The organism is Paenibacillus sp. ACRRX, from assembly GCF_022346885.1.
Taxonomy (GTDB): domain Bacteria; phylum Bacillota; class Bacilli; order Paenibacillales; family Paenibacillaceae; genus Paenibacillus_B.
On record NZ_JAKRNK010000016.1, the window covers coordinates 16,160 to 38,519 of the forward strand.

Sequence of the window (22,360 nt, forward strand, 5' to 3'; positions counted from 1 at the left end):
GAATCTAAGCGAGCATTGTGTGCGAGCAGCGTTATATTACTGTTTCAAGTTATCAATATAAGAAAAGAGGGAGATTAGACGATGTTTAAGATGTTTAATAAGAAATCATCAATGGGAGTTATATTATTACTTTGTTTCACATTATTGTTGAGCGCATGCACCGGCGAGGCAAGTACGAAGAATACCACGAGTGAAGGAACTCAAGCGCCAACGACAGATCTCAAGATCACGCCGTTCAATCCTGGGGAAAACGGCCTCTTCTCCGTCAGTTCGAGCCTGATCGAAGGGCCAAATGAGATACTGCTCGTTGATGCTCAGTTCGAAAAGAAAAACGCCGAACAACTAGTCAAGATGATCCGCGACACCGGAAAGAAGCTGACTACCGTTTACATTAGCCACAAGGATCCCGATTTCTACTTCGGTCTGTCGGCGATCCGTGAGGCATTTCCTGACGTTAAGATCGTTGCCACCCCGGCCACTGTAGAAGGGATCAAGGCAACTATCCAGATCAAGAGCGATTTCTGGAGTCCGATCCTAAAAGACGACGCTCCGGCAGCACTAATCGTTCCTGAAGTTCTTAACGGTGATAAACTGACGGTAGATGGCGAAACCGTACAAGTGATCGGTCTAGACGGTTCAGATCCGTCACACACTGTCCTTTGGGTTCCGTCCAAAAAGACCATCCTAGGTGGTGTGCCAATCTACGAAAACCTGCACGTCTGGATGGCAGACAACCAGACGCCAGAGAGTCGTGATCACTGGCGGGAGATTCTAGATCGCATCTCGGACTTGAAACCGGAACGTGTTATCCCAGGTCATTATCTGGACAAAAGCTCTGAAACTATATCCAGCGTCGCATTTACACGTGACTACATTGCAGAATTTGAAGCTGCGGCAAAGCAAGCCAAAAATTCCACTGAGCTGATTGCAGCGATGCAGAAGGCTCATCCAAACTTCAAGAATAAAAGTGATCTGGAAATGGGCGCACAGGTTATCAAAGGTGAGCGTTCTTGGCCATGATCTAACGCCGACACCAGCGTTAGCTACGAAGAGGGTTAGGGCGTAATGGTGACACTTTCACCTGCTCTTACCTTCCCATCCACTGCAATCAACGCTTGATCGTCATAGTAAAATAATGGGTCGTCACGCCGCCTTTGGAGCATACTACCATCAGGTTATGTCCATTGTAGCGGCAGCTGACGGCCTTTATATAGTTAATCACTTCATCTGCAAGTTGCACTGAAATTTACCTTCTCTATACTGAACAAGAAGCGTTGGTAGAGCGGCATCCTGCTCAGTATCTTCAGCTGCGTGGTTTCCCCCGAACTCTATTGCTTAATATTGTTTAACTCTGAATTCATTCTTCGAACATTCCTGCATTTGCTGTAACGCTGACCCAACAATCTGGACATAGGTTGCTAAACCCATTAGCATACTTATTGCGAATCATGAGGTTCCCCCTCTGAAGTTGATCTTGGTAACCAGACCTCTCACCCACAATTTTTTTCCTCATCAATAGGAATATAAAGAAGTTTCATAACTGGATTGGAACGCTGACAGAAGGATAAGCTGAAGGAACCGGCTGACCCCCAAGGGATCTAAAAATCGGAGATCATTTTTGTATCCTTTTAAACTAATAAAAGTTATGTTACTTTATATTATATAGTATAATAAAATATAGGAGGCGAACACGATGACAGATAAACCGATAATGGAAATTGGAATCAGTACTTTTTTGGAGGCATCTACAAATCCGGCGACGGGCGAGCGTATAAGCCATACCGAAAGAATTCGGCGAGCGGTTGAGGAGATTGTTCTAGCCGATCAGGTTGGACTTGATGTCTACGGCATCGGCGAACATCATCGGTATGAGTATGCCGCCTCAGCTCCGGCAGTTATTCTGGCGGCAGCGGCAGCCCAGACGAAGCATATTCGGCTGACCAGCGCCGTGACCGTCCTATCCTCGGACGATCCGGTACGCGTCTATCAGCAGTTTGCAACGCTTGATGCCATCTCAAACGGACGTGCCGAGATCATGGCGGGCCGCGGTTCTTTCATTGAATCCTTCCCACTGTTCGGTTACAGCTTGAATGATTACGAGCAATTGTATGATGAGAAGCTGGAACTTCTGCTCGCTATCCGTGAGTCGGAGAAAGTGACCTGGCGGGGAAGTCGCCATCGCGCGGCCATAGACAATCTGGGTGTATACCCGCGAGCTGTTCAGAATCCGCTTCCTGTCTGGATTGCCACCGGTGGTAACGTGGAATCTTCCGTCAGAGCCGGCATGCTTGGCTTGCCTGTAGTTTATGCGATCATTGGAGGCATGCCAGAGCGTTTTGCGCCGCTTGTCGAGCGCTACAAGCGATCTGCGGCAACGGCTGGACACGATGTAAATAAGCTGCAAATCGCGACCCATTCGCACGGCATTGTAGCGGATTCCTCAGAAAGAGCAGCGGAGCTGTTGTTCCCGGGGACACAAGCCTCGATGAACAAGATCGGACGCGAGCGCGGTTGGGGTTCTCAGTATACACGCGCAACCTTCGATGAGGACTGCAAATTGAAGGGTTGCTTGTATGTCGGCGACCCAGAGTATGTCGCTGAAAAAATCGTGCTGCTCCGTCGTAACTTGGGCGTGACGCGCTTCTTCCTGCACTGCGACATCGGATCAATCCCGCACCGTGATATTCTGCGTTCGATCGAACTGCTTGGCACGAAAGTTGCACCGCTCGTGCGCAAGGAACTTGCACGTACTGAGGGCAAGGCATAAGATAACTATACTAAAAGAATAGATCGTATTTAAAGCATGTAAAGTAATAGTACATGCTTTTTTAATTACTTAAATAATTAAAAACTAGATATATTATTTATAGTATTTAAAGTATATAATGCACACATTATATGTATTTAAGTAAATTAATTGGGATTAATGTAGATGTTCACTTTAGAAAGAGAAAAGAGATACATTTTACTAAATCAACAAGGGACGTGATAGTACCGGTAGCTAAGTGTGGCGGGTAGTACTACCATTTTACCAAAGGATGATTTCTTTTTGTTTTCCTCGACATAAAAAGGGGCAAAATCCCTCAGCCAATTTCCTATGGCTTTTGGGACAGCCCCTCTAATCCTTTAACTGATAGAAAAACTGTTCAATTTTGCCTCAGTACCAAGTATGACAGTGTTAAGCTCATTCCCTCGGCTATCTTGTCCCCTTCTGAAAAAGAGACTGCGTAAAAAATTCTTGCTGTTCACGCGAGCAATCACCTGACTGCGACTTCTCGGCAAATTGCAGCATTCCGCTAAGCCTCTAATCCAATCAGCGATTTCTTGATGTGGAAGTAACTCTTTGTCAATCATCGTATCCACGATGTTTACCAACCGCTCATCATCCTCATCGCTAAAAATGTGTCTACCATTATGAAGCATGCCAGAAATAACAACAAGAACCTCACGCAGCATTGCGAAGCTGCTCTCCTTGCACTGCACCAGCTCGTCAAAAACATCCGCACCGTGGGACACGCTGTGAGCCCAGCCTCCTACTGAAAGGTAACCTCGCAGATCCTTCTCCTCTTTATAATAACGGAGCATCACATGCATTAATTGCTCAATTTCTGCTTGATTGAGAAATGGATTCTGTCTGTGGCGCTGCACAATCAAAGCGATAGGTAAGGCAGAGAACGTCCTTGTAAAAACTGACTGATCATCCTCGCTGCCAATACTATAGAACAAATGCTTCTCATCAGTCAGAACAGTTAAGAGACTTCGTAACTCCTCTTCACTGAATCTATTCTCTTCCTTAATCCACATATAGAACATCGGATAAATCAGGTTATCCCGTAATTCTGGCTGAGGATCGCCAATATATTGAAGTAACAAAGGTAAGAAATCTTGATGCTGCTCACCTTCGCGTAACTGATACTCATCCTTCTCAATTCTTTGCAAATCCAGCATCAATTTGGTCCTTGTATCGCTCATTTCCCTATCTCCTTCAACATTAACATAATATCCTCTATAACAACCTCTGGCTCATCATGATGAATATAATGTCCACTTCGACTAGCAATCCGGTACTTGCTTGACGTTGATAGCCATTGGAATTCTGCTTGGAGTCTTTGCTCGATTTCCAATATTTCTTGCAAGCAGATTTTCGGGTAGAACCTTTTCATAGGCAAGTTCTTTATATTCCGGTGCAGCATCAACCAAAACCATACCGCAGATGTTCAGTGGATAAAGGCTGGCATATAATCTAGCGACCAAACCACCAAAAGAATGTCCCACCATTCTTTTTATTTTGTATAGTCACTTTTAATCACCCAGTTCAATTATAAGCTTCACGCTATTAATATTTCCATAATATTCTGAGTATTATATAGTTTCGCGAACTTTCTCATTTTTTATTTTGTGACTTTAGCTGAAACCACGCCAAAAGAAATTTGTAGAATACCAATTGATAATTTGCTTACTTCTAAGTTTTTTTGTTTTAAACATTTTGCACTGAATCGCCGAAATCACTTGATGTCTTGTACATAAAAATAAACCATCGAAATGATGGTTTTGTTTAACTAAGCCCCCTTGCTTTTATCTCGTTCCATACAATACGTTTTTGGGATTTACAACGATGAGTATAACAGCCACCACAGCATACAAAATTGCGCTATACAGGATTAAATCTAGTAAGTTTCCGTTTATTAAGCCAATAAAGAAATTAAACAACTGGTGGATCATAATTGGAACGACTAAATTATGATTTAAGTTATAAAATGCAGTCATGACGATCTTCGTAGCAAAAAGTGCAATCATAAAGAAAATAATATATTTAATTAGATCCATACCCATATATCCTGTAGTGAACCATAGAGGTAGATGCCACAGCCCCCACCAAAATCCTATGATGATCGAAGCTTTTAATGGCGAATGCCTCTTTTGGAGCTCCATTTGAGCGAAACCTCTCCACCCTAGTTCTTCTCCCATTGCCCCAGAAACAAGTTGTAGAAAAAAGTGATAGCTCAATACTCCCCATGACGAAATTGCAAACATAGAACCTACTTCACTATTTTTAGCTACGAGAAACAAGGTTATCACAAATATAAAAGTTTGAATGCTAACCGCAGCAACAAGCACAGAGAGTTTAAGTTTATTCTTGAATTTATTTTTTGCAAATTGGATAAAGCTTTCCCCGGGATAGATCCTTTTAAATAGAATTGCAAAAGCAAAGGTTGAGGACCAAGCCGCTATAATAAACGCGACATCAAAGAGCCATGCAGGAAATTCTAACATCTTTATAGCTCCTGCAAGACAAAACAACGGCCAAAAAATGATATTGGTTAGGACAACAAAACTTGTTATTGGTTTTTTTAGTTTCTTTTCTTTATTCATGCACAATCCCCGCTTCAACTATGTTTTTCGCGAATAAGTTAACGTTCCTATTCACGAATAACTTTAGCTTAAACCTAGGAGTTACTCACAGGTCAATACAGGTCTGTATCATTTGATTGGTGCATACATTTCAAAAAACACACGTTCAAGCCCATCTTCATAAGTGGTAAGTAATAGATTAATATAAACCTGCCCCAAAAGCTCATACCCATTTTCAATTGCTACTTTTCTTAAGCTGGCTTCCACGTTATGGTCAATATTTGCACCACCCGTCGACCATCTTCCATCTTCAATCACGGTATACATACATTTGGGATGAGCTAGAATTGCACCTTCTATTTTTTTATCGAAGTCATCTACTTTTCTGACAATGAGAAACTTATCTTCCAGAATGCCTTCGTCATTAAAACTTATGACTCTTGTTAAAGAGGTTAGTGTAACTGCTTTTTTCAGGCTGTCTGTGTTCTCTTTTAGAGTTGCATATTCATCGTACGCAGTGAAATGATCGATTTCTCCTTTTATTTCTAAAGGCTTCATTACTTTTACTGTGTATTTGCCTAAGAATCGTTTTATTTTCTCGCAATCCTTTTTAACACTCTGTAGTTTTTTTAAAAGTTGCTTTTTATATTCCATTTCCTCTAATACTGCTTGTTCTTTCTCTTCTAGTAATGATTGTATTTCCTCTATACTCTTCCCTTTTTTTAACTCCTGGATTTTTTTAATTTCAATATCCATTTCTCTATAGAAATTGATTGCTGTTATATCATAGATATCAAAATGATTATATTCTCGATACCCATTCTCCGTATTTTGCTCAGGCTTGACTAATTCCTTTTCTTCATAAAATTTCAATGTATCTCTAGATACACCTAAAAACTTAGCTACTTGTCCAATGCTGTACATCGTGCTCTCCTCTATCATTCCACATATTCTTTATAGTTTTATTATCCAAAGGGCTGTCGGATTATTTTGCACAGTGACCTGCTCTCTGCGGCTTGAACCCTGCCGGATAGTACCCATTTGTTAAGTTGCACCATATTGTAATCAAAAGAACCGACTATAAAAAGTCGGTTCTTTATCTTAACGTCGTCAATTACTATCGTTGGTTTACCACTTACTTTTCTGGCACCTCGCCTAGTAAAGCTTCATGATCCGAACTTGTTTTAAGATCTATTAAAGCACATACGCAAGCAGCATGTTGTTTAAAAGGTCTTTTATGTTTCGCATGAAGATATTATGAAGAACTAATTCTTAAACCGCTCCACTGCATCCATAAAACGCCCATCCATCAGTCGAACGATGTGGTTCACGATTGCCTCACAAGGCGTTTTCATCCCATCCTCAATCCAATCCAGCAGTGTCCCTGCAAAGGCATAGCTGTAAAATTGAACGATGAACGTCTTGTCCTCTTCCGAAATCGCACGGGAAACCGAAACTTCATTGATGACATTGCTTAGAAGTTCAAACAAAACCTGATTTAAAAACATCTCCAAATGCTCTTTTCCAAGAGAACGACATGTGTTCATACAAAGCGACTTGTTGCTTTCCACATATTCTAAAATAATTAATAGCCCCTGCTGCCAGGTTGCATAGGATTTGTTATTCTGGATAGCGCCTAGTGCCTCCGTTTTATAGATCCATCCAAGCAGGTCATAAATATCCTGAAAATGATAGTAAAAGGTTTGGCGATTTAACTTGCAGGCTTCCACCAAATCTTTAACCGTTATTTTATCTAAAGTCTTGGTGCCCAGCATATCCTTCAATGCATCAGCCAATGCATGCTTGGTGTACGGATGCATAAGAAACCTCTCCTTATGATGCGATGTTTCTTATTATTTTACCATAATCTATAGATTTTTTAGACATAGGGCACCTAACGTTGAAATATTAGACACAGGGCTTTTAGTGTCTATTTTTATTCCTTTCATACTCCTTTAAAGTGAAGGTGTAAGAACACTCAAGGAGGTTGTTAGGATGTATTACAGCAATGGAAACTACGAAGCATTTGCCCGTCCAAAGAAACCACTAGGTGTTGATCAAAAATCCGCCTATCTGATCGGCTCTGGTCTTGCATCACTGTCCGCAGCTGCATTCCTCATACGTGATGGTCAGATGAAGGGGGAAAACATTCATATTTTAGAGGAACTCGATATTGTCGGAGGTGGATTAGACGGCATCTACGATGACGGCCGGGGTTTCATTATCCGCGGTGGCCGGGAAATGGAAAACCACTTCGAGTGCCTATGGGATCTCTTCCGCTCCATTCCCTCTCTTGAAACGGAGGGTGCATCGGTATTAGATGAATTTTACTGGCTCAACAAGGAAGATCCGAACTACTCTCTTCAGCGTGCGATCCTTAATCGTGGTGAGGATGCACATACTGACGGCAAATTTACACTTAGCCAAACGGCTTCGCTGGAAATTATCAAGTTGTTCTTTACTCCAGAAGAAGCGCTTGAAGATATGAAAATTACAGATGTCTTCTCAGAAGATTTCTTTAACTCGAATTTCTGGCTTTACTGGCAAACGATGTTTGCGTTTGAGCCTTGGCACAGCGCCATGGAAATGCGCAGATATATCGCTAGATTCATTCATCATATCGGAGGATTGCCAGATTTCTCAGCTTTGAAATTTACAAAATACAATCAGTACGAGTCTCTTGCACTGCCGCTAATGAATTATTTGAAAGACCATGGTGTTACCTTCCAATATGCAACGACCGTAACGAATGTTGAGTTTGATATGTCAGAGAACAAGAAAGTTGCTAAAAAGTTGGTCTATGTTCAAAACGGACACGAAAAACACATTGACCTGACTGAAAATGATCTGGTATTCATCACCAATGGCAGCAACACCGAGAGTTCTACTTTAGGCGACAACAATACGCCTGCCATTATGAACACTTCCCTCGGTGGAAGCTGGGAGCTTTGGAAGAAGATCGCGGAGCAAGATCCTGCCTTTGGCCGCCCAGACAAATTCTGTGGCAACATTGCCGAAAGCAACTGGGAGTCTGCTACCATTACAACGTTAGATAACCGGATTCCGCCTTATATCGAAAAAATATGCAAGCGCGATCCATTCAACGGAAAGGTCGTTACCGGCGGTATCGTGACGGTAAAAGATTCAAAATGGCTGATGAGCTTTACGCTGAACCGTCAGCCTCACTTCAAATCCCAGCCAAAAGACCAACTCGTCGTATGGGTATACAGCTTGTATTGTGACGTGCCAGGTGACTATATAAAGAAACCAATGAAGGACTGCACAGGTATCGAGATCACAGAGGAATGGCTCTACCACATGGGCGTACCTGAAGCAGAGATTCACGATATGGCAGTAAACTCCGCAAACTGTGTCCCTTGCATGATGCCTTATGTTACATCTTACTTCATGCCAAGAGCTGCGGGAGATCGTCCGAATGTAGTTCCTGATGGCTGTGTCAACGCTGCCTTTATCGGTAACTTTGCTGAAACACCACGAGACACGGTATTCACTACAGAGTATTCGGTACGTACCGCCATGGAAGCTGTGTACACGCTGCTTGACATTGACCGCGGCGTGCCAGAAGTATTTGGATCCGCTTATGATGTCCGTGTGTTGTTGGATTCCACAGCAAAAATGATGGATGGCAAGAAACTAACCGATATGGAGCTGCCTCCAACAATCCAATTAGCAGCAATGACGGGTGTGCAAAAAATTTCTCACACCAGAATCTTGCAGCTGCTTAAAGAGTATAAGTTAATCTAAACGAAATCGAATAGATGTAAAGCTATGAGGTTGTTGCACAATGGTGAGAGAATCAAATCACCGTGCTTCAGCCTCATTTTTTGATTAGAACAAGATCCATCTCGAGTTATATGGCAAACTATAGACATCAGGCGCTGGGCCTGAGGAACCACGACGTTCTTCCTTGTTAAAACAGGGCAATGCAAGCGCTGGTGTATTGTTGCGAACAAGCACCTAGTGTGACGGATATGTTTCGAATCAGTGGTGAGTATAATTACATGATCAGAATCCAGAGCGCGTCCAGAGAGGATGTTGGCCAATTTCAAGATGCTATCATTAGTTCGGGCCATCTAATTCCATGTCGTTCATCTCAGCCCGTTGTTACGGAAAGAGAATCACAATCTTCGACAAAAAATGAAAGAATATCGAATATATTTTCATTCGCTACAGCTGCTTTAATATTGCTTCCTTCAATAAACAGAACCTTGCTTGTATGCGCATCTTTAATCGCCCACTTTTTTTTCATTTTATTGTTAGCATCCTTTCATGTGAACACTCCCATAGTATTATGAATTAACTATATCAGGCTGGCTAATCTTTAGAATCTTTCTTCGTTTTTTAAAATTGGTGGTAACGGCTATAAAGAACGGGTAGACATTGCATCAAGTGATATATCAAAAAATTTGACAAAATGTCTCTCTCCTCTCCTGCTTGAGCTTAACTAGGCAGGAGAATTTAAGCAACAAGTTGAAATACCGAAGAAACAGTCTCATTGCAGTTCTTCGTTCAACTATTTTTAAAACCTCTTGCACCTTACGCAACGTCACGTTTTAAACTAAAGACACCGGTAAACAGCTAGCGCCAAAGAAAGGAGTGGATCATGCAGCAGCATTGGAAAGTGGGTGATCTCGCCAAATTGACCGGACTTACAGTCCGCACATTGCGGTTTTACGATCAGATTGGTTTATTTTCACCGTCAGGGCATTCCAAAACCGGTCATCGGTTATATAACGAAGCCGATATCAGACGACTGCAACCAATCTTGTCGCTTAAAGATTTGGGCTTATCGCTTGAAGAAATTCAGACGCTGCTGAAAGGCCATACGTATACCCCGTCGGATATCGTGGCTATTCAAATTGAACGGATCCGAAAAAATATAAAAAACGAACAGAAGCTTTTGGCCGAGCTTGAACGCGTAGCCGAACGAATGAACCACCAGGAGCCACCTTCAATTGGTGCATTTATTTCACTTCTGGAAACGATGAAGTTGAACCATGAAAAGGATATTATAGAACATCGGTTGAACTGGGAACGACGTTTCGATCAGCTTGGCAATTTTCTAAACGATAATTCGACATAATTTCTCTAAGAGGAGGATTTACTTATGAAACAACGATTTACGACTCACTCTACATTTCAAATTGAGCGCATTTACCATGCTGCTCCGGAACGGGTATTTGCGGCATGGTCGGACCGGAAAGCCAAGGCGCGCTGGTTCCAGCCTGCAGAGGAATTTGACTTCCGCGTCGGTGGACGGGAATTTGGTCGAGGTGGCCCACCAGGTGGACCCATCTTTACATTTGAGGCCAATTACCAGGAAATCGTGCCCAACGAACGTCTGGTATACACATACAGTTTAGACCAAGGAGAAATCCGGATATCAGTTTCCATCGCTACCATTGAGATTATGCCGGTCAGCGATGGTGCCAAAATGATATTTACAGAGCAGGGAACGTTTCTCGACGGCCATGATACGCCAGAACAACGTGAACATGGGACAAAGGAAATGCTGGACCTTCTCGGAAAATCCCTTGGAGAAAGTAATCCAGATATCTTTGAACTCGTGTCTCGTCGGAAGTTCGATGCCCCTAGAAGTGTGGTATACCAGGCTTGGACGGAGCCAGAACTCCTCGCCGAGTGGTGGGGACCTGACGGTTTTACGAATACGTTCCACTCTTTCGATTTAAGACCTGGGGGCGTCTGGGAGCTTACGATGCATGGCCCTAATGGGGACGACTTTCTGAACCGAAACGTTTTTCATGAAATCGGGCCGGAGTGTATTGTGCTGAGGCACGAATCCAGCCCTCACTTTATTCTGACTGCCGCATTCGAGGAAGTTGATGGTGGGACGGAGATCACTTTCCGGCAAGCTTTCGAAACAAAGGAAGAATACAACAAGCTTAAACCCATATGCGAAGAAGCGAATGAACAAGTTTTAGACAGGCTCGAATCGCTCGTGAAGAGGCTTTCTGTATAGGTACGATAACTCCCATGCATCCGATACTCTTGCCCACACAACTGTACTAAGTTAATAAATAACTACATTTAAACATAAAGGGCACCATATATTAGTCATGAATAATATGTGGTGCCCTTTATTTAAAAGCTTACTGCTCTCTTTCCCGATAAAATCCTTTGCAAAATATCGAGTTTTTAGGCTTTATGAAGATTAAAAACGAATTAATGATATCGGAAGATGAGATGATTAAATTTAACCAACAAATAAATATTAACAGTGTCTTGATATCACCTGACGAAAAGAATGAAAGGGTCGCTGGAACTACTGACAATACTATATACGGTAGGCTCATGAATAGCCAAAACCTCATTTTCGATAGAAGCGCATTCGTATTAAGCCAAAAGTGAAATCCAGTATATGTTAAGCTAATATCATCTTTCTTATTGATAACAATAATATGAAGCATCTCATGTGTTATAAAAACTGCAATCACAACAATGAGAATAACGGGAAGCTTTATTGTCGTCGTAACGTTATTTGTGAACTCTACAAGCCCGAGCCAGTTGGGCGCTAGAAATAAAAAAATCCACATGACATAGACAAACTTCATAAAGTGCTTCCGAAACCAGTCATTTCGTATGAATGGCGTCCATTCATATAAGTCAAGGTTTACTTCAGGTAGTCTTTGAAACCACTTTACCAATTATCCCACCACCGTATCGCAACTTATCAGAGATCATTCTCACTCCACATATATTACCATCTTCCATTCATAATTAGAGCACATTCAAGGTAGCATGTAGTTCAAATAGACAGGGACAAGCCCTGCCTATCTACTTAATAGTTTGGCAACCATTGCTTATAGGTATCTGCACGTAATTGCAGCTCATTATACAGCACGCCGGCATGGTAGCCGTCGCAAACGGCATGATGAAACTGCCCCGACAAAGGCAACAGTATTTTTTCGTCACACCGAAAATATTTCCCCATGGTAAAGATGGGTAGTAAATAAGTCCCCTCATTATAGACGTTCAGATTAAAACCCGTGAAGCTGACCCACGGAATACTGGAAATGGGGAAGGTGTTCGGTGGCTCGCTTGTTTTAGAGACAAATCGTTTAATACTTCCGTACTTTTCTATATCATCTAAATAACGATTGTAGAAATCATCAAACTCTTCGCTGTACAACGTCCAGATACTTGAAAAAGTCTTATCATCATCATGAAAAATGGTAAAGCTAGGAGATAAACTATCCCAATGACCTAACCTACCCTCAGAATCAATACATGTGCGAAATTCAACATTGCGGTTTACCACGGTAGTTATCATGTGGATTAGTGTTGGATACAGCTTAATTGCCTTATTATTAAGTTCTTCAAGCAACAGGGTGATATCAATATTTGCAGTCATGCTATAGGTGCATCTGACATTGTTTAAATAATGTTCAAAATAGGGCTTTCGATTCCAGTTATCCATGTCAATCGGATTGAAAATCATCTATTATACCTCCTAAAATTAAAGCATTTTTCATTTTAGAAGGTTATATCGACTGCTTTAACCATATCCTCATCACAATCCTAATCATATATTTTTTTCTTTAACGATGAGTCTACCATAATTATAGCCAAAACATCAAAAATGTTGCTTACAACTGATTACCTTGTGCAACAAAAAACAGGCGTCCTTTGCACAACTTATATGTGCGAAAGACACCTGTTTGATTTTCTGACACCTGCATTAGCTTTTCTTATCGATAGGAGGTTCCACTACTATGTTCCACTTCGATTATCCCACATTGTAATGCGGTTTTAGCACAACATCTTGTTTCACTTCTTGGTTCTTGTTCGACTGATTACGCTGACCAGGTACTGAGATAAAGATCGCGATCAAGAAAGAGAGCAGACACAAGACCGCGATGACGGTAAAGGTAATATGGAAGCCACCGAACAAAGCACTAAGGAACGAGCCAGCCAAGGCACCTAAACCAAAACCTTGATAAATGATTCCATAGTTCTTACTTTGGTTCTTCAAGCCAAAGTAGTCAGCCACAATCGCTGGGAAGACTGTGATATTACCGCCAAAACAGAATGCGATCACCGCCACACATATGAAGAAGGTCCCCAAGTTCAAAGGTACGAAGTTTAAAGTCATAACAGACAATGCCGTTGCGAAAAGCGCTCCAGCAACCACTTTCATACGTCCTACTTTATCGGACAATGCGCCGAGAATGATCCGGCCGGCTGTATTAAAAATCGCTACCATAGCTACCGCATTCGCTGCTGTGCTGATATCAAGTCCGGCAAGCTGCACACCAATGTCTTTGACGATGCCAATCAGATACAATCCACTCATACAAGCTGTGAAAAGAATAATGAAGAGCATATATGCTTCTTTTGTACGCAGCATTTCTTTGGCTGTGTAATTCCGCCCACTGTGTGATTGAGAATTTGCGTTTGCAGGTGTTTCTGTGATTACGGCTTCTTTAATTAAGAACGAACCAGCAATCACCATCACCATCACGATCAATCCCCAGACTAGGAATGCGTAGGAGACCCCCATGGTATTGATGAAATTCGCATTGATATATTTAAAGACCAAGCTGCCTGTCCCAAAAGCGCCCACCGAGATCCCCGATATTAATCCTTTTCGTTCAGGGAACCATTTAATTAAATTCGATAGCGATGTGATATAAGCTGTCCCATCCGCAAAACCAACAACCACACCAGCAAGCAAGTACAACATCCACAACGTTGAAACCTGTGAGCTAGCGATGAGCCCAGCCCCGAGAACAGCACCTGCAATCATCGTCAAACGCCGAATTCCGATACGATCCTGAATTTTACCAGCAAACAATGTCGCAAAAGCTAGTGCAAAACTGGTGATGGAAAACGTAATCGATACGGAGCTAAGCCCCCACCCAAATTTGTCCGCTAACGGCTGATTAAATAAACTCCACGTATATATGGTTCCTAAGCCCATTTGTACAATGATTGTTCCAAGGACGATCATCCATCGATTGACCTGCGACCCAGTTGCTTGATGCGTTCTCATGATAGATCCCTCTTTCCATTCAGCTATGATCAAGTTGTGCGTTATCAGCAGGGAAGTGAAAGCTTCTTACGCCTTGCTTTCACACCTTTATCTTACAAGATAAAACGCTTTCTTGAGCCAAGAGCGACATGGAATGACGGGATTACGGAATGAACTGCATTTATATATGCATTAACTGCCTAAACTCTTTGACTTTACTTCGACTGACAGGCACTTTGGCATCCATATCACGTAAACGCAGCAGGTAGGTATTGTTGAACCATGGAACGATTTCATGAATTTGCGACAAATTGACGGTATAGGAACGATGACAACGATAGAATCGATCTTGAGGCAACATCGCATGAAAGTCCGAAATACTCATCGGCATCGTATAGGTACCGCTCTTCGTGAATACATTCGTCACCTTCTCTTGTGCTTCCGCATAGTAGATGTCATCGCTATCCGTTACGATATATTTATCATTTTTCAGCAGATTAATGCGTTTCTCCTCAGTTCTTTGCCTGCTATCCACAGGATTTGAACTGCCTCCTTGCTGCAGCTCCCGTTCGAAGGCGGCCTCCAGCTTACGCAACATCGCGGCAATTCGGTTTTCGTCATAGGGCTTCAAAATATAATCAAAGGCTTCCAGTTCAAACGCTTGAGCAGCATGCTCCTTATAAGCAGTTGTAAAAATAACATACGGCTTTTGCGCGAACTTACTGATATTCGTCGCTAGCAGCATTCCGTCCAGGGATGGGATGTTAATATCGAGAAAAATCGCATCGACTTCCTTCTCCTGCAGAAATTTGAGCACATCAAGGCCATCCTCGAATCGTTCCACGATTTCGATGCGGCTATGTTTAGTAATCAGATATTCCAGCTCTTCACTGGCTAATACTTCATCTTCCACAATTATCGCTCTCATCGTGTCTCCTTTTGTATGTCGAAAAAGATATTCGTTCCTTGATCCAGCCGCTGTATTGTAACACCATGCCCGAAAATGAGCTTCACACGCTTATGAACATTAAAAAGACCAATATGGTTCGGTGGAACACGCTCTTCCATCACCTGTTTAATCATATCTTCTCGGATACCCACGCCAGTATCCAGCACACCAATCCGAATGTAATCTTCTGTATCTTTGACATAGATGGTGACCGTACCAGGCCCTTTCACCTTCAATATACCGTGGACAATCGCATTCTCCACTAATGGTTGAATGATGAGACTGGGAATCTTCACCGCGATTTCATCCACATCATAAACAACCTGCAACCGATTTCCAAAGCGTGCTTTTTCAATTTCGACGTAGTTCCGAACCTGCTCCAGCTCCTTATGGATATCGATCAATTCATCCGTTAGCTCCAAATTATATCGCAAATAACCGGATAAATTGACAATCAACTCCCTCGCTTGATCCGGTCTAGTCCGGATCGAAGAACCAATCGCGTTCAACGCATTGAACAAAAAGTGAGGCTGAATGGTTGTCTGCAGCGCTTTGAGCTCCGCTTTATTGGCCATCTCCTTTATCTCTTCCACACGGGAAACTTCCATTAATGTCGAAATGATCTGGGATAAACCGACGGCCATAGTCTGCAGCGGATAGGTAATTTTATGTGCTTTCTGATAATAAATCTTCAAGGTCCCCGTAACTTCTTCTCGCTCTTTCAACGGAATAATGAGTAAGGATTGAATGCCGGGCAGCGCATCGTCCAACGCATGGTTGCTGATCATGAACTCCCCGCTCCGTATCGTCTCTTTGGTCATATCACTTATAATCTCATGCCGGAATTGATAGCGATCTTCCCCAAAACCGACATAAGCGAGCACATTCGAGGCATCCGTAATCGCCACTGCATCGGCTTGAATATCTTCTTTAATAATAGAACAGATCTTGTGCAATGAGTCGGTATTGATGGAGCGGAAATAGGGTAATGCCTTATTCGCAATGTCCAAAGCCAACTTCGCTTGCTGCGCGGCGATTCCTTCCCGTTCACTTTCTACATTCTGAATTAACAAAATGATCAATCCTACATTCAATTGCCCTAGAATCATCGGCGTTGCAATTTTGGATACGATCTCTAGACCTAATGTTGTAGGCTGCGCCATGACTACGATCAACAGCATCGTTAATGCCTCGCAAGCCATCCCGGCAAGAATCCCGATAAACCAACGTTTCGCTTTAGGTGTTCGAAGATAAATATAGCCAGATACCAGCCCCGCAATAATACTCGTGATGAGACATGGAATCGAGGTCACTCCGCCGATATCGATCAAATAACGATGGATTCCGGACACCACACCCACGACAAGACCGACCCAAGGCCCGAAAAGAATTCCTCCTGCCATAATCACGATGATCCGTACGTTGACGAGCGATCCTTCCACATCGATGCCTGAGTAGGTGCCGAATAGTGCAAAGGTACAGAACACAATCGTAACGACGGTGAACTCCTTCGTTGCCAGCGATTCTTTTTGCAGAATCTGCTTAAAGCTCGGAATACGAGTTAAGAAAAACAAAATAATTAGCAATAATGCTGCCCGTTCAAAGAGCTGAAGCAGCATCGTGAAATCTCCGTCTATGGAAACTACCTCCCGTTATCACAAGCTGTTGTTTGTTTATTTTATCAAAGTTTGCTCTGTTTTCACGTTCCAAATCCATACAGGATATTTAACGTATACTTCGTTGGCCGTTATTTTGACATAAAAGATTATATTAGTTTTTAAGACGAGAAAAGTTCATTCGCCTCGAATCTAGCAATGCTGCAGTTTTTGAGGGAAAATGGCATTAAAAGTAATGGAGATTACTTATAAGTTCTAATTAGTGAGGGCGTAATCCATAGCGGGAGGCGCAGCGAGGTTAAACGGAACATATTTTAATTAGAGCAAGAACTCTCTACTTATCCTGAAAATATTATTCACACGGATGGATCTGTACCTATGGTGCAGGAGTACAGCCTTGAAGCTCAAGTCGAAGAAGATAAGGCAAAATCTCGACAGGAATCCATGAAGTTTCCAGTGACGATGATGTACATCGGAGCTTCCGATGTGATGCCGTAAACGTTTGTCAATTTCAATGTCAATTCACTGACTGGAATGCCCCTGGTTGTCTACGACATCACGAGCGAGCAGCCAGCGACGATTGAATGGGAGTAATAAAAGATACTCCGAAAACCCACTACATTCAAGGATTTTCGGAGTTCTTTTTTTAGAGTCGACTCTGTGCAAGGCTGGTCTTTATTTCATAGATTTTTTGGAGCGTATGGACTTGCTTTGTCTTCTCGTCATCGTCCTCCGTGTGAAGATACCACTCCACAAGCCTGTAGCCGAATACGAGAAGGATCAGCTCGTAGACGCAATTATCGGCGATAGGGGATACATCCGCATATTCCGAAAAGCCTTTGTAATATGCGGGGACACATCGCTGGTAGTATTCGACCATGTGATCAATATCCGCTTCATCCGCAATCAGGCTTGCGAGATCCTCACCTAGGTAGCCCCATCCGGTTGTATCCCAGTCGATGAGCGCGATTTTCCCGTCGGCATAGATCAGGTTGGTCACCCAGAAGTCCCGGTGGCATAGCACGAGGGGCAATTTTTCGATGCGGGCGAGTATCTCGTCTGCTTGCTCATCGATGTCGATGAGCATTTGCCACACGTGCTGCGGAAATTCGCAGTCCTCCGAGCGTATATAATCGTAGACAACCGGCCATGACCGGTAATGCAGGTACGTATTCTTCATGAAATCCGCATGGCTCAGGTTGGTCAAGCTCTGCAGCACAGCTGGCTGCTCCACATACAGCTTGCCTTGGTAGCGTCCTAACTCCAGCGCGGCCTGTTCATACATGTCACCAGTCAAGTCTAAACCGCTTATGCCATCGATATATTCCAGCCACAGCTGGAGTTTATTTTCTTCGGCATTGATCTCGGCGTGATAGCAGGTCGGCCAGCGGAAGGAATCTGAGAACGTTGCTCCCAAGTCAGACGCATAGAGATCATATTCCCGGCGCCATGAATCCGGGTCGCCGTAACGCTCCCATTTCTTCTGATTTTTCAACACAATACGGTACGGCAATTTTTCGCCATCTGCGGTTTCGGCGATTCCCGTTACCAAGTATACATTTCCCACGGTTCCGCCCTGTAACGGCGTGGTTTGGTAGTCGGCCGAGACGATATCCTTCTTGAACCGTTGGCTTAAGGCATAGATTAGCGTTTCGAATTTTATATCCATTTCTTTGATCCTCCATTTTTCTTCGTTTGCTTGCTCCACATGGCGATTGTTTTGTTTCGAGCCCTCAATGCTGTTTTTTGGACGCAAAAATGCCACGGACAAGCAGCCTCTAAAGAAGCTGCTGTCGCGTGGCATCAGGACGCAAAAAAGATACGACCTTCATCGTATCCTGCAAACAACAATATTCACGAAAGGTTACTTTGAACGGCATACCAAATAATACGGGCGTTTTCCCACTTTTTTCACGTATGCCTGCTATTCAGTTTTAAGACCAAACCACCATATAAGTAGCTGCCATTAAAAACATCTCCCTTCGTGTCAGGAACTTGCTTATCGCTAAGCTGTTTATAAAATAACCTGATTTGGTAAAAAAATCAATGCCTTACAGCACAGACAAGAAACTTATTGCATAATTGTTGCTTCGAACAATAAAATGGAAGAAAAATGGTTAGCATATCGAATCTACCCTGGGCCGCTTGGAATCGAATAGTCGCAATGGCAAGAAGCTCTCTCATCACAAACTAGCTATATTGAGTTGAATACGAGGAGGACTTAAATTGGATGAAAGCTTATCTCAATCAACCAGTTCCCTGACTACGTTGACCGCAGCACAGGTGCTTGCGCTTAATCATGTTAAATCGAGTGCGATGCTAATGCGATGTCACGTGCGAGAGTCAGCGGAGAGAATTCTAGTGCGTACTGGCGTGATCACCGTGACTATTGACGATCTCATGTCGGGCATCGGTATGCACGCTCGTGTCACATTAAACTTCCATCCGGACCGAATTCTGCCGAGCGGTCTAACCGTTGTTGAGGGCCTACTGCGAGATGGGGCCTACCATAGTCAATTTGTAACCGGCGTTTCCAACGGAAGTCGTACGGCGTTCCCAGGCGGGGATCGCGATCGCTGGGAGGAAAAGCTTTTCGGTGGGGTTTACCAATCGGACGGCGTACGAGATTACGAGAGACCGAAATACGGTGCTCTCAACCTAATGAATTATGTGGATGGTGCATCCCCACGCTTTGGCTCATGCTATCTTCGACTGCGCCCTCATATTTTGAGCCGCTGCACATTTACATTCGGCGATAGTCATACCGATTCGAAGCATGTAGGGACGATCGATATATTTGATACTGTGCTAGCCGAGCTGCTAGGAAACACAGACATCACCCGCGAAGCGCTTGGCTCTCCAAATACTGATGTACCGAAGCTTGTAAAACATCTTCTCAAGCTGCACGAAGTCACACTCGACGATGCTTGTGCTGTTCTTGGACGATCACTAGATGACTACATTGAGACTCAAGTCCATGGAGACATCAAAATGTCCAGGGATGTCGAGGCTCTAGTTGCGGACTCGTCGTATAAAGAGACGCCGATTGGTGATCAACTTGAAACCTTGTGCTCTAAATACAATGTAAACCTAGCTTGGCATCCTGGTTTCAGACTTTCGGCGCAGACTGTTCCGGACGATTTCCGGGGTCCAGCGATGCCTCCTCTTGCAGAACGTGTCAGTCGCGGGTTCGCTATAAGACCAGGTGAGTTAGATGCAGTCACCTTGGGTAGAGCAGCAGCAACTCTCCACTTTAATCCTGAAAGTTGGCAAGACTGGGGTACCCCTAACGAGACATCACAGCACCTCAAACAGCTTTGGCACATCCTTGTAAGATACGGACAGCCCATATAAGGAGGTGAGACGCATGGACGGAACAGACAAAATCTTTTTGATCGGCGAACTGGCCGCGGCAGCCGGTGTAACCGTAAGAACCCTTCAGCACTACGACAATATCGGGCTTTTACCGACATCCGGCCGTACTGATGGTGGACGACGTTATTATACCAAGGAAGACATGCTCTGTTTAGAGCAAATCATGTTTTATAAATCATTAGGATTTTCCTTACAAGAAATACGCGACAAAGTAGTTAAACGTCCGAAGTTATCTCAGATCGATCAACTCCTGCATGAGCAAGAGGTTGTACTCTATAGAAAAATAGAAGATGCTCATGCAAGCATTGCTTCAATCGAGGCATTTCGGACTGCCATCGCAGCTGGAAACGACCCGTCGTGGCAGTTAATAACCGGTTTTATCAGAACCTTAAATAACAGTAATCTGTTGGATTGGGGGCAATACACTTTCAGTGACAGCCTGAAGGAAATGTTCGGTGAATATTTTCCCAAAAAAGAAGCCTTCGATTTTTATCATACTTGGAGAGCAATAGCATTGAAAGCCGTAGCGCTTGCCAAGTCCGGGATGGCACCGGAAGATCCGGTTGCACAAGAATTAGCCGAGGCCTGGTGGAAAATAGTACTGAAAGTAACTGAAGGGGATGATGAACGAATCCATGCTTTTGCACAGATCCAAGAGGATCGTGCTTCATGGCCAGAGGGAGACCACGATCTCATGGATGCATCTCAATCTTTTATTGATCTATCGGTAAGGTAAATCACTATTTAAAATCCCGACCCAAGGAAAGCATAGAATACAGCTCTTTAAAACTTAAATACGATAAAGGCCAAATACACTCAGAGGAGGTTCCCAAATAAAATGATTATGAGCAAAAACTCATCTTCTAAAACAAGTCCCACATATTCGAATAAAACTTGGGCTGGATATGCCCTAGTCCCGCGAATGCTTTTTTACAAACACCAGCATTCTGTTGTTTACTTCTTCAGGATACTCCCCAGTTATCGCATGTGAGGCATTAGGCCAACTTTCGATATCAATATCTTTTACATACTTTTTACCATTTTGAACTGCCTTTTTCGAATTATGCATGATGCTGTTTTCTGCCATTAATGCAAGAATAGGAAGATCAACCTTTTTCAAATCTTCAACACTAATTCGATCAGGAGCTGGAAGCTTAAGCTTGTAGTTTCTCATTGCTAATTCTATTAGCTTTGCAATCGGTTCACTTTCATCAGCCTTAGCGCCTCCAGAAATATAGCTTAACATCTTTTCTCTGATAGCTCGGGGAATAACTGACACAGATGCCGGAATTGATAATACAATCATCTTTAGTGAAATTGGAGCGAATACAAAAACTGGATCTAGAAGGCTAATAGATGCTATTCTTTCGGGGTAATATCTCGCTAAATTAATAGCAATCCACCCCCCTATTGAAACTCCAACAATATGAGCTCTAACTAAGTTTAACTCTTCAAGCACCTGATTTAACCATTCAGCTTGTACCTGCCGGTTGTCAATTGCAGCTGTCTGTATGCTCATTCCGGGCTCCCCGAGTAAATCAATTGCATAGATAGGCCTTTCCTTCATTAGCCCCTCCAAATTCGGCTCCCACATCGGTGTAGAAGCTGAGCGTCCAGGAAGCAATACGATAGGCTCTTTGTCCCGGTTATTCTCTTCAGTAAAGTAATAAACACGAACTGTACCATATTGAATTTGGATATCCTTTGTTTCATTAGGCTTTGGAATAAGTGCCATTGCTTCGTTATAAGCATTCTTAAACTCTGCTTCTCCTGCTTTAGAAGTAAAATGACCCAGTTCACTTTTTATCATAATAACTCGTTCCCCCTTAGAATTAACACCATTAAGAATATATAACTACCTGCTGTACAGGTTTCTTCCAACTCATTAATCGCATCTTTATTAATGATTTAATCATATTACGCAACGTAATGAGCAATCGTTATTTTCAATGGAGTTTGGAAACGATCCATGCATACTAATCATTTTTTTAAGAACAAAGTAGATGAGAAATGCGGCATATACGGCTAATTCTATACGGGCACCCAAACTAATTG

20 protein-coding genes and 1 pseudogene are annotated in these 22,360 nt (G+C 43.0%); 7 read left to right on the forward strand and 14 right to left on the reverse strand.

Translation table 11 applies throughout. From position 1 onward, the window contains the following. The first annotated feature begins 81 nt into the window (after positions 1–81). Positions 82–1,020, forward strand: coding sequence for an MBL fold metallo-hydrolase (locus MH117_RS25985; RefSeq protein WP_239333960.1), 939 nt, complete (start codon positions 82–84; stop codon positions 1,018–1,020). 88 nt (positions 1,021–1,108) lie between these two features. Here MH117_RS25985 and MH117_RS26635 read toward each other — a convergent pair whose 3' ends face one another. Then, complete coding sequence (locus MH117_RS26635; RefSeq protein ID WP_275444861.1) at positions 1,109–1,240, reverse strand: hypothetical protein; 132 nt, start codon at positions 1,238–1,240, stop codon at positions 1,109–1,111. A 453-nt stretch (positions 1,241–1,693) separates the two neighbouring features. Here MH117_RS26635 and MH117_RS25990 point away from each other — a divergent pair, with 453 nt between their 5' ends. Then, a complete protein-coding gene (locus MH117_RS25990; protein WP_239333962.1) occupies positions 1,694–2,767 on the forward strand; it encodes an LLM class flavin-dependent oxidoreductase in 1,074 nt (357 codons plus the stop codon). Positions 2,768–3,126: 359 nt separating this feature from the next. Here MH117_RS25990 and MH117_RS25995 read toward each other — a convergent pair whose 3' ends face one another. From MH117_RS25995 to MH117_RS26015, 5 genes and pseudogenes are all read right to left on the reverse strand, one after another. Next, complete coding sequence (locus tag MH117_RS25995; RefSeq protein WP_239333964.1) at positions 3,127–3,972, reverse strand: DUF2785 domain-containing protein; 846 nt, start codon at positions 3,970–3,972, stop codon at positions 3,127–3,129. Continuing rightward, positions 3,969–4,278 (reverse strand): annotated as a pseudogene (locus MH117_RS26000) (alpha/beta fold hydrolase); the annotation flags it as partial. The gene MH117_RS25995 and the pseudogene MH117_RS26000, both read right to left, overlap by 4 nt. Before the next feature lie 297 nt (positions 4,279–4,575). Further along, positions 4,576–5,373 (reverse strand): type II CAAX endopeptidase family protein, encoded by a 798-nt coding sequence (locus tag MH117_RS26005; protein ID WP_239333966.1) that lies wholly within the window; start codon positions 5,371–5,373, stop codon positions 4,576–4,578. 108 nt (positions 5,374–5,481) lie between these two features. Continuing rightward, on the reverse strand, positions 5,482–6,276 hold the full coding sequence (locus MH117_RS26010) for a MerR family transcriptional regulator (RefSeq protein WP_239333968.1): 795 nt from the start codon (positions 6,274–6,276) through the stop codon (positions 5,482–5,484). Between the two features lie 341 nt (positions 6,277–6,617). Next, a complete protein-coding gene (locus MH117_RS26015) occupies positions 6,618–7,172 on the reverse strand; it encodes a TetR/AcrR family transcriptional regulator (protein ID WP_239333970.1) in 555 nt (184 codons plus the stop codon). 175 nt (positions 7,173–7,347) lie between these two features. Between MH117_RS26015 and MH117_RS26020 the strand changes: the two genes are divergently transcribed. After that, positions 7,348–9,117 carry an oleate hydratase gene (locus tag MH117_RS26020; protein ID WP_239333972.1) on the forward strand — a complete coding sequence of 590 codons (1,770 nt, stop codon included), beginning with the start codon at positions 7,348–7,350 and terminating at the stop codon, positions 9,115–9,117. Positions 9,118–9,466: 349 nt separating this feature from the next. Here MH117_RS26020 and MH117_RS26025 read toward each other — a convergent pair whose 3' ends face one another. Continuing rightward, complete coding sequence (locus MH117_RS26025; RefSeq protein ID WP_239333974.1) at positions 9,467–9,622, reverse strand: hypothetical protein; 156 nt, start codon at positions 9,620–9,622, stop codon at positions 9,467–9,469. A 354-nt stretch (positions 9,623–9,976) separates the two neighbouring features. Here MH117_RS26025 and MH117_RS26030 point away from each other — a divergent pair, with 354 nt between their 5' ends. After that, the gene (locus MH117_RS26030; RefSeq protein ID WP_239333976.1) at positions 9,977–10,456 is read left to right on the forward strand and encodes a MerR family transcriptional regulator; all 480 of its coding nucleotides are present in this window, start codon (positions 9,977–9,979) and stop codon (positions 10,454–10,456) included. 24 nt (positions 10,457–10,480) lie between these two features. Continuing rightward, the gene (locus MH117_RS26750; protein ID WP_343224486.1) at positions 10,481–11,353 is read left to right on the forward strand and encodes an SRPBCC family protein; all 873 of its coding nucleotides are present in this window, start codon (positions 10,481–10,483) and stop codon (positions 11,351–11,353) included. A 130-nt stretch (positions 11,354–11,483) separates the two neighbouring features. On the opposite strand, the gene MH117_RS26045 is transcribed toward MH117_RS26750, so the two are convergent. From MH117_RS26045 to MH117_RS26070, 6 genes are all read right to left on the reverse strand, one after another. Continuing rightward, positions 11,484–11,945, reverse strand: coding sequence for a metalloprotease family protein (locus MH117_RS26045; RefSeq protein ID WP_239334024.1), 462 nt, complete (start codon positions 11,943–11,945; stop codon positions 11,484–11,486). Between the two features lie 227 nt (positions 11,946–12,172). After that, on the reverse strand, positions 12,173–12,832 hold the full coding sequence (gene catA, locus MH117_RS26050) for a type A chloramphenicol O-acetyltransferase (protein ID WP_239333978.1): 660 nt from the start codon (positions 12,830–12,832) through the stop codon (positions 12,173–12,175). Positions 12,833–13,120: 288 nt separating this feature from the next. Next, complete coding sequence (locus tag MH117_RS26055) at positions 13,121–14,386, reverse strand: L-lactate MFS transporter (RefSeq protein ID WP_239333980.1); 1,266 nt, start codon at positions 14,384–14,386, stop codon at positions 13,121–13,123. 160 nt (positions 14,387–14,546) lie between these two features. After that, positions 14,547–15,293 carry a LytR/AlgR family response regulator transcription factor gene (locus MH117_RS26060; protein ID WP_239333982.1) on the reverse strand — a complete coding sequence of 249 codons (747 nt, stop codon included), beginning with the start codon at positions 15,291–15,293 and terminating at the stop codon, positions 14,547–14,549. Next, positions 15,290–16,933 (reverse strand): sensor histidine kinase, encoded by a 1,644-nt coding sequence (locus MH117_RS26065; protein ID WP_275444862.1) that lies wholly within the window; start codon positions 16,931–16,933, stop codon positions 15,290–15,292. The genes MH117_RS26060 and MH117_RS26065 overlap by 4 nt, the downstream gene beginning before the upstream one ends. A 643-nt stretch (positions 16,934–17,576) precedes the next feature. Continuing rightward, positions 17,577–18,599, reverse strand: coding sequence for an aminoglycoside phosphotransferase family protein (locus tag MH117_RS26070; protein WP_239334028.1), 1,023 nt, complete (start codon positions 18,597–18,599; stop codon positions 17,577–17,579). A gap of 557 nt (positions 18,600–19,156) precedes the next feature. On the opposite strand from MH117_RS26070, the gene MH117_RS26075 reads away from it, so the two are divergent. Further along, on the forward strand, positions 19,157–20,284 hold the full coding sequence (locus tag MH117_RS26075) for a DUF3626 domain-containing protein (RefSeq protein WP_239333984.1): 1,128 nt from the start codon (positions 19,157–19,159) through the stop codon (positions 20,282–20,284). A gap of 13 nt (positions 20,285–20,297) precedes the next feature. After that, positions 20,298–21,041: a MerR family transcriptional regulator gene (locus tag MH117_RS26080; RefSeq protein WP_239333986.1), complete on the forward strand. Its 744-nt coding sequence runs from the start codon at positions 20,298–20,300 to the stop codon at positions 21,039–21,041. 174 nt (positions 21,042–21,215) lie between these two features. On the opposite strand, the gene MH117_RS26085 is transcribed toward MH117_RS26080, so the two are convergent. Beyond that, positions 21,216–22,115, reverse strand: a complete 900-nt coding sequence (locus tag MH117_RS26085; RefSeq protein WP_239333988.1) for an alpha/beta fold hydrolase — start codon at positions 22,113–22,115, stop codon at positions 21,216–21,218. Positions 22,116–22,360 lie beyond the last annotated feature (245 nt).

What these genes read in the sequence shown, in the direction of transcription:
- MH117_RS26010 (WP_239333968.1), bottom strand. Translation starts at nt 6,276, where the DNA reads ATGTACAGCATTGGACAAGTAGCTAAGTTTTTAGGTGTATCTAGAGAT.
- MH117_RS26015 (WP_239333970.1), bottom strand. Translation starts at nt 7,172, where the DNA reads ATGCATCCGTACACCAAGCATGCATTGGCTGATGCATTGAAGGATATG.
- MH117_RS25990 (WP_239333962.1), top strand. Translation starts at nt 1,694, where the DNA reads ATGACAGATAAACCGATAATGGAAATTGGAATCAGTACTTTTTTGGAG.
- MH117_RS26750 (WP_343224486.1), top strand. Translation starts at nt 10,481, where the DNA reads ATGAAACAACGATTTACGACTCACTCTACATTTCAAATTGAGCGCATT.
- MH117_RS26070 (WP_239334028.1), bottom strand. Translation starts at nt 18,599, where the DNA reads ATGGATATAAAATTCGAAACGCTAATCTATGCCTTAAGCCAACGGTTC.
- MH117_RS26045 (WP_239334024.1), bottom strand. Translation starts at nt 11,945, where the DNA reads ATGAAGTTTGTCTATGTCATGTGGATTTTTTTATTTCTAGCGCCCAAC.
- MH117_RS26065 (WP_275444862.1), bottom strand. Translation starts at nt 16,933, where the DNA reads ATGCTGCTTCAGCTCTTTGAACGGGCAGCATTATTGCTAATTATTTTG.
- MH117_RS25985 (WP_239333960.1), top strand. Translation starts at nt 82, where the DNA reads ATGTTTAAGATGTTTAATAAGAAATCATCAATGGGAGTTATATTATTA.
- MH117_RS26025 (WP_239333974.1), bottom strand. Translation starts at nt 9,622, where the DNA reads ATGAAAAAAAAGTGGGCGATTAAAGATGCGCATACAAGCAAGGTTCTG.
- catA (WP_239333978.1), bottom strand. Translation starts at nt 12,832, where the DNA reads ATGATTTTCAATCCGATTGACATGGATAACTGGAATCGAAAGCCCTAT.
- MH117_RS26080 (WP_239333986.1), top strand. Translation starts at nt 20,298, where the DNA reads ATGGACGGAACAGACAAAATCTTTTTGATCGGCGAACTGGCCGCGGCA.
- MH117_RS26020 (WP_239333972.1), top strand. Translation starts at nt 7,348, where the DNA reads ATGTATTACAGCAATGGAAACTACGAAGCATTTGCCCGTCCAAAGAAA.
- MH117_RS26060 (WP_239333982.1), bottom strand. Translation starts at nt 15,293, where the DNA reads ATGAGAGCGATAATTGTGGAAGATGAAGTATTAGCCAGTGAAGAGCTG.
- MH117_RS26005 (WP_239333966.1), bottom strand. Translation starts at nt 5,373, where the DNA reads ATGAATAAAGAAAAGAAACTAAAAAAACCAATAACAAGTTTTGTTGTC.
- MH117_RS26055 (WP_239333980.1), bottom strand. Translation starts at nt 14,386, where the DNA reads ATGAGAACGCATCAAGCAACTGGGTCGCAGGTCAATCGATGGATGATC.
- MH117_RS26030 (WP_239333976.1), top strand. Translation starts at nt 9,977, where the DNA reads ATGCAGCAGCATTGGAAAGTGGGTGATCTCGCCAAATTGACCGGACTT.
- MH117_RS25995 (WP_239333964.1), bottom strand. Translation starts at nt 3,972, where the DNA reads ATGAGCGATACAAGGACCAAATTGATGCTGGATTTGCAAAGAATTGAG.
- MH117_RS26085 (WP_239333988.1), bottom strand. Translation starts at nt 22,115, where the DNA reads ATGATAAAAAGTGAACTGGGTCATTTTACTTCTAAAGCAGGAGAAGCA.